This window comes from uncultured Veillonella sp., from assembly GCF_934190855.1.
Lineage (GTDB): Bacteria > Bacillota > Negativicutes > Veillonellales > Veillonellaceae > Veillonella.
On sequence record NZ_CAKPTN010000029.1, the window covers coordinates 1 to 14,527 of the forward strand.

Consider the following 14,527-nt stretch of genomic DNA (forward strand, 5'->3'; position numbering starts at 1 on the left):
CAGTAGTATAATGCGACGATTAAAATCTGAATTTCCGTATCTTTTGTGTAATACCTAATACCACTCCATAAGAGCAACATAATTGGCAGCTCATAGGCGATAAACATCACCTGATACGAGAAGTGGAATTGGTGTAGGAATTCAACGAGTAACAAGAATGTTGGTTCCGGATAAAGGTCATCGATTTTAACCGTATCAAATAGCACTATATACCAATCATAGTCAGTGCCAATTTCATATCTAAACAAGCCAAAGAAAGTGAGTACACACATCACGAGGATGGGCATAAACTTTTTATATTGTGGCGGAAGCAAGCGCTCCGCCACAATGGAGGCTAGTATAAATATGGCTAGACCAATCCAAAATGCCATAGGATCACCTAGTCTTTCGTGCCACTCATACGTCTAGTGTATTGAACGTAAATAAATGCACCTGCAATTACTAAGTACAATAAGCCACCAGCAACCATTACATATAGTTTACGTGGCCAAGAATGTTTCAATGGTAATGTAGGTTCGTTAATAACGCGCATATCCATACCATCGATGTTTTCTTTAATTTTTAATTCTTCCAAGCTCTTAGTTAACAGGTTGTAAGTATCAGCAGATACTTTAGCATTACGTTGTAATTCTAAGAACTTAACAGATTTTTGAGATAATTGATTAGATTGTTCTACGTTTTGTTTACTCAATGTATCAAGTTGAGCAAGAGCCGCTTGTGCTGCTTCGATATTGTTCTTAGCAACTACGCGTTTTTGTAATAAGTCCATTTGAACTGGGCTAATCGTTACGTTTTCAGAAGCGATGGATTTCGCTACAGTTTTGGATAATTCGCCTTCTAAGTAAGCGATATTCTCTTTAACTTTCGCAACTTCTGGATAATCATCAGTAAATTTGTATTGTAATTTCGCTAATTTTTCGTTTTCGCTGAACAATTCTTTACGGATAGATTGAATTTCAGAGTTGTCAGCCATTTGAGAATCTACTAGTTTTTGATTTTGGCTGTCGATTTGAGACTCAATAGAGCCTAATACAGCATTATTTGTGTTAATTTTTACAGTTTCTTCTGCTTTTGCTTTTTCATAACCAGAAGTACGTTCTAACAAGATTTTTTCTTGTTCTGTTGGAGAGAATACGCCATTTTCTTGTTTATATTTTTCAAGAATCGCTACGTCAGCATCCATTTTTTGTTTAGCTGCTTCGTTTTTCTTTTCCAAGATTTTAACTAATGTAGAGTCTTGTGCAGAGCTTACATCAGAAATAGCATTTTTCAAAGATTCTACTACATCACCAGCAATGCGTTGTGCATTTTCAGGTGAGTCTGCAGTAATAGTAAAGGACAAGATAGAAGTACCACGAGGGTTATCTACTTGCATGTATTTTTTAACGAAATCATCGGCATCGAAGTTTTCTTTTTCTGCATCTTCATTGCCTAATTTTTTGATAACAGGATTGATAACCTTGTCACTCTTAAGGACAGACATATAGTCTAGTACAGAGTCACCACTAGAAATACCTGCTAGTGTTAATAATGCAGTGTTTTGTGCCAACGCACCAAAGGCACCAGCTTTTGGTTTTACTTGGATCATTACACTAGATTGATACTGCTTTGGCAGCAAGAATGCTAATAAAAGGAATATTACAAAGATGCCTCCCATTAAAACAAGGAGTAATTTCTTATACTCTTTGATAATATCTTTTATAAGCTGATAGGAAATAACTTTCGGTCCCATACTAATCCTTTCTTTGATAATACTTGAACAATCTAATTCTGCCTATTTTTGTAACGGTAGTAAACGACCACCGCCCAGTAGAGCTTCATTTGCAACAAGCGCACAATGAGTTGCTTCTTCTTGCCTAAACTTGGATCTACTACTAAAGGATGTAATGTAGCCAATCGCTTCACACGATCATAGTACGATGAAGCACTAGAGTCACCTTGCAACGCGGTGTACTTATTGAGCAAACCAATGACCTGGTGAATGTAAATCGTATTGTAACTATTTGGGCAATACTCCTTTAAAAATGTATATTCTATATCCATCTTGAACACATCATCAGAAAAGGTCTTTTCTGTATATAAAGTGCTCAATGATATTTTTGTATCATGGTGAAAGTATTGATATAGACTTCTTTCTTCTATTTTATAAGATGTAACGAATCTATAATAGGAGAAATTAAAAACTTGGTCCTCTGCAACAGATAAATTCTCATCAAATCGTAAATGATGCTCATCGATTATAGCTTTTCGATAGAGCTTCGCTACAGGACCACGAATCCAATCAATAAGATCGTAATACTCTTCGGCTAAAATACCTTGTGCAGGTGCCTTGTGGACACGCAAATCAGTTTTATAAATTTTGCCAGTACCATCCACGTACACATCTTCGATAGAACCGATGACGAGGTCCGCATCACGACTAGCTACAATAAAGGACTCCACATAGTTTTGAGAAATCACATCGTCACAATCGACGAAAATAATGAATTCCCCGCCTGCTTCCTCAAGACCTCTATTGCGAGCCGTGCTAACGCCACCATTCTCTTTATGGATGACGCGTATGTTTTCGCTTTTTTGTGAAAGCTCATCACATAGCTCCGATGATCCATCAGAGCTACCATCATCAATCAAAAGCAGCTCAAAGTATTTATAACTTTGGTCCAATATAGATTGAACACAAGCCTCTAAGTGAGCCTTTGCGTTATAGACAGGAATGATGATACTAACGAGCGATTGTTCCATGGTATTCATCATTTGTTTTTCCAATACACATTAAAATTATGATGGCTTACGCGACGATCCTCAGGAGGTGGCGTCATGTAATCGCCAAAGGTATTTTCTAAATACTCGATATAACCTTGAGGTGCGTAAAACTCAGTGTCCTCAAACGGCAATTTTACATAGCCGTCGATAGACGTTTTTTTCAAGCTTTCAAAATCCCAGTTCCAAACATAGACGGTCAAGCCAACAATGTCAGATTCGCTAATACGATATTTCGCAGAGATAGTGTTTACAAGAGAGAACACCTTTTGTGTGTTAAAACCAGCACATACTGTAATAAATGCGTATTTAATAAAGGTTCTGATTTTATTCTTTAACTCCACATTGTCCTCTTTAGAGTCCGCGAAATGTTTACTTGGCGTATAGGTGAAAGCAGAAGCATTGCCGATAACGCCCAATGTTTTTTGAGTGAACAATAGCAAACGTTCTTTCCAAGAGCAAGATGGAATGCCATCTACTGGGAAGATATCGATAAAGGCATGGTATTCTTTATATTTTTCTTTCAGCGTATGCTCGTATAGAAGTGTTTCAGTATCACCAACACGGCCAAAGGACATATGCCAGTTTGGATTGTTCTCCAAGGAATCTGCGTGGTAACGAGGGTTAGAGCCATTATATAGTTTAAAGAACCGCTCGTAGTCCTCTCTCGGCATAGCGATATCTATATCATCATCCCAAGGAATGAAACCTTTATGACGGATGGCACCTAGCAAGGTACCGCCGCATAAGAAGTACTTAATATCGTGCTCCTCACAGAACTTAGCTACGTCTTTTAAAATATTGAGCTCAACTTCTTTCAGTTCTTCTATGGTTAATTCTTTTACGATTAAATCTTTCATTACATCATTCCATTTTCTTTAAGATATTGATTGTATAAAGAAATAAACTGACTATTTTCCTTAGAATCATTAGACATTGGCGTAATCATGATGGTGTTGTGGAATAAGCAGTAATGTCTAGGCAATTTATCTGCTGCCTCTGTAAACACATTGAGTAGTGCCACTCTAATATCTACCAAAGAAGTATCTATCTCTTTTAAAGCATCCATAATGGATACGACGGATCCGCCAGTATCTACGGAATCGTCAACAATTAAGATTCTTTGTGCTTTACGCACTTGTTCAACAACGGCGTCATTCGGGAAGGAAATTTGGCGCTCTTTAATTTTGTTATGAACACCAGAGTTTACCTCCATTTTGCGAAGCATAAGCTTCACCGATTTAGGCAATATCTTTAATAATGGTGCTACGGCAGTCTTTAAACCGCCCGCTTGACGCTCTGCATAAACAGGCACGATAGGCACCCCAAGTCGATCACCTACATGTTTACCGATTAAATAACCACCTTTAGCAATAAAGATGATTAAATCTGGCTCATATGTTTCTTTAACAAGATCAGCTAGTTCATAGCTTCTTTTTTGTAAGTCGTTTAACGACAATTCGATACAATCCATAAAAATCTCCCCGTTGGATAAATGATAACATCCGGTCTAGAATGGTGAATTTATGGGCGATTGGAATGCATGGTGAACTAGTGAAAGTAGCGTTTTCTATGGCAGCAATAAAGGTTTCTGGCGTTTCTGGCGCTATATCAGTTTCTATATAATCCTTGCCAATTTCAATCCACGTGTGGATATCCCCACCGATAACCTTGCGCAAATTGTATTTTTCCGCAATTTCATTTTGTTTTACATCATAGTCAGTGCTAATATTCCGACCATTATGAACCTCGATGCAGTCAATTTGAGACTGTAACTTTTCAATATACGGTTCTTTCAAAACGGTTTTATATCGCTTCTCATCATAAGGGTGAGGAACGTAGACAATACCACCTTGTCGCTTGATTTCAGCAACCGTTTCCTCCGGTGACATACCGCTATTTATATGTTCGTTAATATACAAACCTATAATTTCCCCAGCTGTAGTCATAACCTCTTCCCCTAGGATGACATGAAGCTTATTCCCTTTTCGTTCACAATACTCTTTAAAGGCCAATGCCCCTTTTAAATTGTTATGCTCAGTAATGGTAATATGCGTAATCCCTTTGTTGAGGCAAAGCATATGGAGTAACCAAAACGGCAACATACTATCATGTGAATATTTAGTGTGAGCATGACAAACTAATTTCATAGAATTCAAGCTCCTTTTACTTAATTATGTTAGCTATAAAGTCAGCTACAATCGGACAAGCTTGTCCTTTTTCATATGTTCCTAAACGCTCTTGATGAGCATGTAGTCTTTCTAAGTATTTTTCTGTATCGTACTCTTTAATGAGCTGGCCTAATACTTCATTGGTCAACGCAAATGGATATGGCCACTCTTCTAACGGTGTACAGTAATTCGTAACAGACTCATACTCCACCTTATCAGGCGTATAGAGAAAACAAGGTCGTTCTAATAAACCAAAGTCCCATACGGAGCTAGAGTAGTCCGTAACGAGTACATCTGCTACGAGCAATACCTCTTGCATATCGTCGTGGCTAGAGACGTTGATAACATAGTCAGGTATATTGCTGTCGCTTTCTAAATAGTAATGACCGCGATACAAGATTTTCCACTCGCCCCCGAACTTGTCTTCCAAGTTCTGTTTTAATGCAGGGAAATCGATATCATAGGTACTGCTGCCTTGGAACTCGCGGTATGTAGGCGCATACAGTACATAGTGATAGTTTGGATCTAATTTCATTTTTGAAAGTATGTCCAAACGCTTAGCGTCCATAGTGGCACTATCTGCGAAGAACATATCATCCCGCGGCAAGCCAGAGTCGATAAATTGTTCTTCTTTTACATCAAAGGCTTGTGCTGCATAGTGCGTAAAGAGCTTACAAGAGGATAGGAAGTAGTTAAATTTATGTGTCATATGGTAGCGCACACGCCCCATCCAGTTCCAATCTAACAACATGCCCCATTTCTTGTAGGCACCGCCCCCATGCCAAGTGTTGATGTACACTTGATTGCCTGTAGTCGGTAAAAAGGCTTCTAATAGGTCATTGAAAACGATGACCTTAGAGGACAAATAATAGTAAAAGTACTGTAGTGAACCTTGTTTAACAGTGATAATGCCTTGACGGCGTAACTCATCATAAGGTTCTGGATTATTAAAAGACCACACGATTTCGTACGAATCGTCGTTCTTCATGTACTCACTAATGTATTTAGGGCTACAAGTGTAGCCTCGACCTTCGTAAGCTCTAAAGAGAATGCGGTTCTTCTTTACAGGAATAAAGAAGGCAATCCCTCGAAAGACAGTTCTAGCCGCTACTTGGGCGCATAAGCCGCCGAAATTGATGGCTAGATAAACTGCTTTCACCTTGCGAAGTTTATTCTTTAGCTCTCGTAGATTCATGGTTGTACTACTTATCTAGTTCCAATAAATGTTCTACAAATAGTTTCATATATTTAACATCGCCTGTAGTTACGCGGATATAGCCTTTAAGGATGTCGTAACCAGATGTTTTAATGGAAATCTTTTTCTCCGTAAGCAAGCGCTCCGCCACTGTTTCAGCGTCTGTTTTAGCCTTGATGGTAACGTAGTTACCACCTTGGAATACGTATTCATAGCCCGCTTTATCTAACTCAGCCATGAGGTACTCACGACCTTCTAACTCTGTAGCGATGAGCTTTTGTGTAAGCTCTTTATTGTTGATAAGCTCGTTAGCAAACAACAAAGCGATAGAGTTTGTATCAAAAGTTGGTCTCGCATTGTTAATCATCTTTACAATTTTAGCGGAAGATACGGCATAGCCGATACGGCACGCTGCAATGGAGAATAATTTAGAGAACGTACGCGTTACGATGATGTGATCGTACTCTTTCAACAATGGCATCTGTGTACCTTCGTAGAAGTAGTGGTATGCTTCGTCAATGATTAATAGAGAACCAGTAGCCTTTGTTTTTTCTGCTACGAGGCGGAACTCTTCATCAGTGTAAGGACGGCCTACAGGGTTGTTAGGATTCAACATGGACACGATGCTCGTATTTTCATCGATGCACTCAAGCAAGCGATTCAAGTCAATATCAAAGTCCTTCGTTACATCTACCTTTTTATGGTTCAAACCGTACATGTTCGCATATACGCCGTACATTTCAAAGGTTGGGAATACGCTAACAAAGTTAGAACCTGGTTTGCCAAAAGCTTCAAAGATATATTTCAAAGCCATTTCAGAACCATCTGTAATAGCGATGTTATCTACCGATACATCGTGGAATTTTGCCAAAGAATTGATGAGAGGATCTTTATCCGGATACGTAGAGAAGAACTCTGGTGTCAATTTACTTTTAACAGACTCAACCACCTCTAGTGGCAAGCCACCAGGGTTTTCATTCATATCTAAGCGCAAAATACCTTCTCGATTACCACCTGGGTATTTGCGTTCCAGTTGTTCAATTAATGGATTAATGTACATAGTGCCATCTCCTGCTATCTATTAAAAAGTAACCTTATTTGCTACGTTGAATTGATTGATCATCTTCGTAATCGCTCTAATTTCCTCGATTGTTAAGAGGATAGAGTTTTTATTATTCAAGATGCACTGAATGAATTCAGCGATTTCATAACGCAAGCCTTCGCCATCGAATTTGTAGAAATACTTGCGATTCATGTTAAGGTCTTCGAAGCGAACTTCAAAGTATTCTGTTTTCCACCATGGCGCAGGAACGTAGATATACCCTTTATCACCGGAGATGATCATGTCCCCTTCGCTCTTACCGCTGATAGCTACATTAGAAGTAGCCACTGCATTTTCATAGGAAACTAGAATCTTAGTGAACATATCGATACCCTTGTCATCGTTGCGACTGAAGAATTGAATATCTTTATAATCTAAGCCTAAGAACTTAACAAAAGCTAAGAATGGATAGGATGCAAGCGCGTTTACGCTACCCCCATCAACTAAGCGAATTTGTTCTGCTAATTGTTTGCCTAATATTTGAGTAAAGTTAGCATCCACGCTTAAGATATTCCCGATGATACCGCTCTTAGCCAAGGCAATCAATTTACCAAAGGCTGGCGTATACGCTGTTTTCAAGCCTTCCATAAAGATACAGCCATTAGCATCTGCTAAATCTGTAATCTCTTGAAGTTGCTCATCTGTTACGAGAATTGGAAACTCCACAAGGACATGCTTTTTATGTTTCAAAGCATTCATAATCGCTTGGAATTGATATTTTGGCTCTACTACGATATATACCGCATCAACAGCATTGTAGAATTCTTCTTGATCTTTGTAGACCTTGAGCTCATAGTCCTCTACTAGTTGATCTAAATTAGAAGGCTCATTTTCTACGTAAACGGCACCAGTATCCATGCCGGATACGTATTTTGACTCTTCTAAGAAGCGCGCTGTTACTTGTTCAACACCGTGACAGCCTAATTTAATAGTATTTGTATTTCTAATTTCTGTACTAGAAATGCCTTTCGTTCTATCTAAATAAATAACTTCGCAGTATTCGTTGAGATAGTCGAAATGGCCCTTCCAGTCAGAGCCTACTGTAAAGATATCAACGTCATATTTCTTGATATCATCAATTTTTTGACCAAAATATTCTTCGATAATGATTTCATCAGCAAAACCTGTTTCTTCAACATTCTTAATGCGAGTCATCAAGGAGTCACGAACATTTAACTTGCCTCTATTTTTATCAAAGTCACCTGATGTAACCCCAACGATCAAGTAATCCCCTAATGCTTTTGCATTTTTTAAGAGATTATAGTGGCCTTCATGAAATAAATCATAAGTACCGTATGTAATAACCTTTTTCATATTTGCACCTATATATTAATACGCACCTTTACCCTTAAGAACTGCTAACACAGTTTTTACTAGATACACAATATCAATCCATACAGACCAGTTGTGTACATACCAAGAATCCATAAGAACTCGTTCTTCATAGGTTGTATCGCTACGACCACTTACTTGCCATACCCCTGTAATCCCTGGTGGTACGAGGTAGAAGTCATTAATATATTCGCCATATTTTTCTACTTCTGCACGCACGATAGGTCTTGGGCCGACAAGGCTCATATCGCCAATCAATACATTCCACAATTGTGGTAATTCATCGAGACTTGTTTTACGAAGGAATTTACCGATTTTTGTAACACGAGGATCATCTTTTAATTTGAAATCGCGTTCCCATTCTTCACGGGCTGCAGGGTTTTCTTTCAAATAAATTTCCAAAGCCTCTTGTGCATTAGGCACCATAGAGCGGAATTTGTAACAAGGGAATTCCTTGCCCCCTTGGCCTACACGTTTATGACCAAATACGATAGGACCTGGAGAGTCTAAGTAAATTAAAAGAGCTACGATAGCTATGATAGGCAAAATCAAAATGCCACCGATTACTGTAGCTGTAATATCAAAAATTCGTTTAAAGAGACGATTACGTCGTTGAGCAAGGTTATTTTTAACCTCTAAAATCAAGGTTTGTTCATTCATCAAGCCACGAGCTTGAATATTTGCTGCGGGAATACCAAATAATTCAGGAACAAAGGTTACCTTTTCAACGAGGATTTGCAATTTATTAATCAAAGTTACTAATTTGCGAGATTCCAAACCTGGCGCACATACGAGAACATTTGGAATATTATATTTTTTAATGACTTCTTCGGCATCACTAAATTTGCCAAGGCATTTGTATTTGTTAGCTAATACAGAGGATTTAGGATTATCATCTACAAAGCCTACGATTTTATACATTGCAAGAGGCATATTGCTGAAATGAACATCTACGAGCTCTGCTGTTTTACCGGCCCCAACAAGCAATACAGGAATAGCTAACACATTCAAATTAATAAGTGTACGAGCTAAGATATATCGGAATAAAATAATGTACAGTAAGATAAAACCATAAGACAAGATCACGAACAAGCGGGATACATTATTTAAAATATGACCTGCGTACATTAAAACGATGGATAATACGATACCAATGGTAATACTGCGGAAGATGATTTTTACCTTTTCCCAGTAGGCTGTATCGATTTTATAACCGTGGTTCAAGAAGAGAACTATTATAAAAACTAGTGGTGTGATAATATAGGCATACCAATAATCGATATGCAATACCATGTCGCTTTCACTAAATGGTAAAAGCAAACGCAAGTTATAGGCGGATACGATGCCGCAAATAACAGAAATATAATCGATAATCACCATCAGTGTTTTAACGATAGCATTTGAATTAACATATTTTCTTTCCATATATACCCCCTCATAACTAGTAAAACTAGTTATTTTACCTTATACTAACTTCCTGATTATTAAATCCATCAAACTATGTATCGTACCTACGATACCAAAAGAGGTTACCAATAATGAAAAAAGTAATTAGCACTATAGTTATACTCTTAATTATTGCTTTCATATGGAGTAATTCGTATCAAGCAAAAACTGACTCTGTTCAGCTCAGCATGTTCTTTACTACGAATATACAACCCCTATTGATCAAGTTCGGCTTCCATCCAAATCTCAAAATTTTAGATACCTATGTACGAAAACTTGCTCACCTTACAGAATTTATGGCACTAGGTGCCATCATTTACTATACGTTCCAGCAATTTTTTAAAACACATATAGCAAAAAAAAGCATCCTACTGGCTATTTGTATTGCTTCATTAGACGAAATCATTCAAATCTATACACCAGGTAGGACAGCAACAATTGCCGATGTTTTGCTCGATACTGTAGGCTCCATAATTGGAATTTTAATCATGAAGGGCCTTCTCAAACTATTTCACTAAGCTGCCTATCCTAGAACTAATCTCCCTATTCTAAAATAAAACGCTCAGTTATTTCTCAATTCTAAACTCTCTTATATTAGTTATCTTCGATGTATAATAACTTTCTCATTATTTATACTTATAAAAAAAAGGTCATTTTCTCAACACAACATCAAGAAAACAACCTTCTTTCTTTATATAATGATAATGAACTCCCTTAATTCCATTATATTAATTTTACCATATTCTCATGTAGTTTTCATATAAACTATTTATAAAATGTTACATTTTTTCCCCATAAAATAGCTTATATATTGGCACCTCTAATAATACACCTCAACACTCTAAATTCTGTATTATTAATGCTCTAACCAACCACGGAATTTATGAGATGTACCGTCGTTGGAATCTAAATTCTCTAAGTACACATAAGAGTTTTCCATGTCTACTTTAATACCTAAAGATTTCTTCTTAGATTTTGCCATATTAATAGCAAGACCTAATACGTTTACAGTCTTAAAGAAATATTCTGTAGCCGTTAACTCTTCTAAATCATGATTTGCATCTGCAATCATACGCAATTTATAGTATTTAGAATCGCCATACATTTTAAACGTAAAGATAGCTTGTTTAGATGCAGCATCAAAATCGATTTTATATTTTTCAATAGCCCCTTCTAATGTAGTGTGAGCGCTATTAGTAGTAGTGTCTACCACTAGATTCATGATTAAATCCATTGGATTGTTCATCATCATAAATGTAGTACTCATGTCTTCTCCCTCAATATGTATCAAATCCGAATTATACTAACCCCAAACGTTAATATTTGATATTTAATAATTTCGATATTGATAGTATACATGATAATTCTAAAATTTCTACAGTAAAGTTATAAAATTTTCATGAATTCTTCATCTTTAATTATATGAAATTATTTTATTTACCTTACCTATTTCTTAGATTAATAAATGAAGAAATATACTAAAAAATTGCTTATGCTTCCTCTAAAAAACTACGTCTGTAAATAAAAATATTTCTGTAAATAAAGATATTTCTGAAAAAAAGACTAATGCTTCAAATGATTACATTCGAGCATTAGTCTTTTTAATTATATCCTTCAGATTCCCTTAGTATACAATTATGGAATCATCCATATTTACATTACTTCAAAATTATTTTAAGTATGGCTTTATATTTTCATGAACTTGTTCCATATATTGATCAAGTAATTCATAGCGTTTTCTGTATTGGCTTCGTTTTTGTGATTTGATTTCTTCAAGAGGTTTACGATATTCTTCTAATGGAATTTTGAAGAAACGTTTATCGTTGCATACAACACCGCCAGATTCTTCCCATAATGGATCTAACTCAGCTACTTTAGCACGATGAATACGTATTAAATGTGTATTGGCATAGAAACCTTCATCAGATACAGCATAAATTGATTCTACGCCACATTCTTTAGCAATCAATCTAAGTAAATACATGATAAAGTTTTTTGGTCGATAACCAAACATTTTTTTAGTAGCTAGTTTTGCATTCTCTAAACCATCTTTATAGCCTTGAATTGTACCAATCCACATGGCTTTTTCCCCGTTAAAACCTTTGCCAAATCGGAAGTTAGCGTGATATACACCTTGTGATTCTAGTGTAAGTAATAATGTCAACAAGCCTTCTTTACGTTGCCCTGGGCCATAGTAGAGTTGAGCTTTCATATTCAATTCTTCTGATTCCCAAACAATGAAACCGCGCTTAATACGGCTTACATCATCCCAGATATTCGTTTCGTCAACAGAATACATGGATTGAATGGCTTCATCAGTAAATACATTTTGAATATAATCAAAATGATTGATAATAGCATCTAAACGCTCATCTGCAGTAGATTCTTTAAAGAAAAAGATACGCGTCATCAACTCATATAAACCAATTTGACGGTGTAGTAATTCTGGGTCTGGCTTATAATTAGCAAAATAGCTTTCTAATCGTTTCATATGCTGGCGGCGACCTAAGGAGCGAGCCGTGTGCAATACAACTCGTCTCGTTTCTCTCCAACTACGCTTACCATATATTTTTCGGCCTTTTGCCCATTGATCTTGTATATATTGAAACACCTTTATCACCTCAAATAACGAATCCCTTAACTAAATCCCCTATCTATACAATATTTATTAAAAGATGATTAACATATGTTAATCATCTTTTTTTTGAAAATAACTTTTCTTCATGGTTAATTAACCAAGTTGTTAATAAACTCCAATCTCGTGCTTCTTTAGCATGATTATCTATAGGTCTTATAGGTTCTACTGGTTCAGCTGATGGTTGATTGCTTTCACCATAATCTGATCGAACATCCCCCATAAGTGAATCTGTAATCCATTGATAAGGAGTCACCAAAGTTTCTGGTTGGTCATCAAACAAAGATGGCGTAATCGAATAATACTCAAAGCCTTTTGGTGCTATCGCCTCAATAATAGTTGGCATTAGACTCATATGGGTCCCTTTTTGAGTAGTAATCATATTACTATCTAAATCAGGATGTTGTAATAACGCAACAGTACAGAACGTGTCGCGTAATGTATAGTCACGATGAATGAGAGACGTATTATTCAAAGATCCAAATAAATTTGAATGATCACCAGTAATAATAAATAAACTATCTGGATAAGCCTTTTTCATAGAATCGACAAACGAAAAGAGAGCCTTATCACTATACCTATATGTAGCCAGTTCCTTGTTCCGAGTCTTGTTAGAACGTAAATCCTCACCTACATGAGGCATAACTGTTGCAGGATCATAGTCGAGTAATGAATCCTCTATCTTGTATGGACTATGATTTGATGTCGTATAGATAAAATGGAAGGTTGGAGTTGTTGCTCAATATTTTCTAAGAATATATGGTCATAGACGCCAACCCACGTCTTTGGTGCATCAGGGCCACAGAAGATAGATGCACTTTCTACTCGGTCAAAACCTTGAGCCTTACCAAAATGATTAAAATTACCATATGACGCATTGCCACCATACCAATATATGGTTTGATACCCTAGTCGCTTCATCTGATAGGCAAACGATGTAGGGAAGGCTCCCTTCCAAAAATGCTCTCGTTCATTGAGTTCTAAACCGGCATCATAAAAACCGCTCATAAGACTGACAATAGATGGTCTTGAAACATTACCAGCAGGTAAAAAATTTGGAATCTGTACGGTATGGGACTGACTTTTAAAATCCCACATCCCTGGACAAATATTGAGCAGCTTATGTGTTTCGTCCAAGGACCACTGAGGAATACTTTCACCAACAATAAAGAAAATATGTTTAGGTTTCGTAATCTTTGGCCCTTTAGCCATTTTTTTTAAAGCATATAGAGGGTTATCGAGCTGTTGCCACGTATTTTTATATTCACTGGGAACAATACGATTTATAGCATCATTAATATCCTCTTCGGAAGCAGTATATTCAGAGCGTAACGGGTGTTTGTAAACGGTTTCCAATGCACATAGATCTGGCACAGTAGCACGAGCAAAGAAGATATCTTCTTTAACTACTGTAGGAATGGTATCCCATTCAGGTTTATTATCATGAGATAAGGTACCACCATAGCGGAACCAATAAAAACCAACTACAGATAGAGCCACTAATAATATGTTCCACCCGACTATCATCCACGTATCTGTCAAATACGACTCTGGATATGGAATAGACGGCAAGGATAAAAATAGTGTTCCCATATACCAAGATACAGTAGCAATAGGGATAAAACCTAATAATACGAGTGCTCCTCGATCTTGATTAAAGAATACATCTATCAAATTGCGTTTCTCTGCATGCTTACCATAGTGAACCATATAGTTATAGGTATCATGGAAATGCTTATAAAATATCATCTTACCAGCAAAGGCTGCATAGAGGACACAAGAATAGATTGTTAATACTATAACTCGAATTAGATCCTCATATTGATGGTATGTATCAAGCCACAATGCAGGAATAGTCACTAAGACTAAGGGAATCAAAAATACAT

At 36.8% G+C, this 14,527-nt stretch carries 15 protein-coding genes; 1 reads left to right on the forward strand and 14 read right to left on the reverse strand.

The genetic code is table 11. The features are described from left to right. The 10 genes from Q0F90_RS03070 to wbaP all read right to left on the reverse strand — a co-directional run. A partial coding sequence (locus tag Q0F90_RS03070; RefSeq protein WP_296003242.1) for an EpsG family protein occupies window positions 1–371 on the reverse strand: 371 nt, incomplete at its 3' end. An 8-nt stretch (window positions 372–379) separates the two neighbouring features. Beyond that, complete coding sequence (locus Q0F90_RS03075) at window positions 380–1,732, reverse strand: GNVR domain-containing protein (protein WP_296003244.1); 1,353 nt, start codon at window positions 1,730–1,732, stop codon at window positions 380–382. Window positions 1,733–1,764: 32 nt separating this feature from the next. Beyond that, window positions 1,765–2,754 carry a glycosyltransferase gene (locus Q0F90_RS03080; RefSeq protein ID WP_296003246.1) on the reverse strand — a complete coding sequence of 330 codons (990 nt, stop codon included), beginning with the start codon at window positions 2,752–2,754 and terminating at the stop codon, window positions 1,765–1,767. Next, window positions 2,751–3,620 (reverse strand): phosphorylcholine transferase LicD, encoded by an 870-nt coding sequence (locus tag Q0F90_RS03085; RefSeq protein ID WP_296003248.1) that lies wholly within the window; start codon window positions 3,618–3,620, stop codon window positions 2,751–2,753. The genes Q0F90_RS03080 and Q0F90_RS03085 overlap by 4 nt, the downstream gene beginning before the upstream one ends. Beyond that, entirely contained in the window at window positions 3,620–4,234 is a 615-nt protein-coding gene (locus tag Q0F90_RS03090) for a phosphoribosyltransferase (RefSeq protein ID WP_296003250.1), read from the reverse strand. Before Q0F90_RS03090 ends, Q0F90_RS03085 begins: the two co-directional genes overlap by 1 nt. Then, window positions 4,185–4,910, reverse strand: coding sequence for a PHP domain-containing protein (locus tag Q0F90_RS03095; protein ID WP_296003252.1), 726 nt, complete (start codon window positions 4,908–4,910; stop codon window positions 4,185–4,187). The genes Q0F90_RS03090 and Q0F90_RS03095 overlap by 50 nt, the downstream gene beginning before the upstream one ends. A 16-nt stretch (window positions 4,911–4,926) precedes the next feature. After that, the gene (locus tag Q0F90_RS03100) at window positions 4,927–6,126 is read right to left on the reverse strand and encodes a CDP-glycerol glycerophosphotransferase family protein (protein ID WP_296003255.1); all 1,200 of its coding nucleotides are present in this window, start codon (window positions 6,124–6,126) and stop codon (window positions 4,927–4,929) included. 7 nt (window positions 6,127–6,133) lie between these two features. Further along, window positions 6,134–7,186 (reverse strand): histidinol-phosphate transaminase, encoded by a 1,053-nt coding sequence (locus tag Q0F90_RS03105; protein WP_296003257.1) that lies wholly within the window; start codon window positions 7,184–7,186, stop codon window positions 6,134–6,136. 21 nt (window positions 7,187–7,207) lie between these two features. After that, window positions 7,208–8,542 carry a Gfo/Idh/MocA family oxidoreductase gene (locus Q0F90_RS03110; protein ID WP_296003260.1) on the reverse strand — a complete coding sequence of 445 codons (1,335 nt, stop codon included), beginning with the start codon at window positions 8,540–8,542 and terminating at the stop codon, window positions 7,208–7,210. A gap of 15 nt (window positions 8,543–8,557) precedes the next feature. Continuing rightward, window positions 8,558–9,985 carry an undecaprenyl-phosphate galactose phosphotransferase WbaP gene (wbaP, locus tag Q0F90_RS03115; protein WP_296003262.1) on the reverse strand — a complete coding sequence of 476 codons (1,428 nt, stop codon included), beginning with the start codon at window positions 9,983–9,985 and terminating at the stop codon, window positions 8,558–8,560. Window positions 9,986–10,098: 113 nt separating this feature from the next. Between wbaP and Q0F90_RS03120 the strand changes: the two genes are divergently transcribed. Next, complete coding sequence (locus tag Q0F90_RS03120; RefSeq protein ID WP_296003264.1) at window positions 10,099–10,524, forward strand: VanZ family protein; 426 nt, start codon at window positions 10,099–10,101, stop codon at window positions 10,522–10,524. 338 nt (window positions 10,525–10,862) lie between these two features. On the opposite strand, the gene Q0F90_RS03125 is transcribed toward Q0F90_RS03120, so the two are convergent. The 4 genes from Q0F90_RS03125 to Q0F90_RS03140 all read right to left on the reverse strand — a co-directional run. After that, window positions 10,863–11,273, reverse strand: coding sequence for a hypothetical protein (locus Q0F90_RS03125; protein ID WP_296003266.1), 411 nt, complete (start codon window positions 11,271–11,273; stop codon window positions 10,863–10,865). Window positions 11,274–11,675: 402 nt separating this feature from the next. Continuing rightward, window positions 11,676–12,617, reverse strand: coding sequence for a DUF535 family protein (locus Q0F90_RS03130; RefSeq protein WP_296003268.1), 942 nt, complete (start codon window positions 12,615–12,617; stop codon window positions 11,676–11,678). A gap of 82 nt (window positions 12,618–12,699) precedes the next feature. Next, window positions 12,700–13,182, reverse strand: coding sequence for a hypothetical protein (locus tag Q0F90_RS03135; RefSeq protein ID WP_296003271.1), 483 nt, complete (start codon window positions 13,180–13,182; stop codon window positions 12,700–12,702). Between the two features lie 137 nt (window positions 13,183–13,319). Further along, window positions 13,320–14,527, reverse strand: a 1,208-nt coding sequence (locus Q0F90_RS03140) for a sulfatase-like hydrolase/transferase (RefSeq protein WP_296003273.1), incomplete at its 5' end; no start/stop codon positions are given.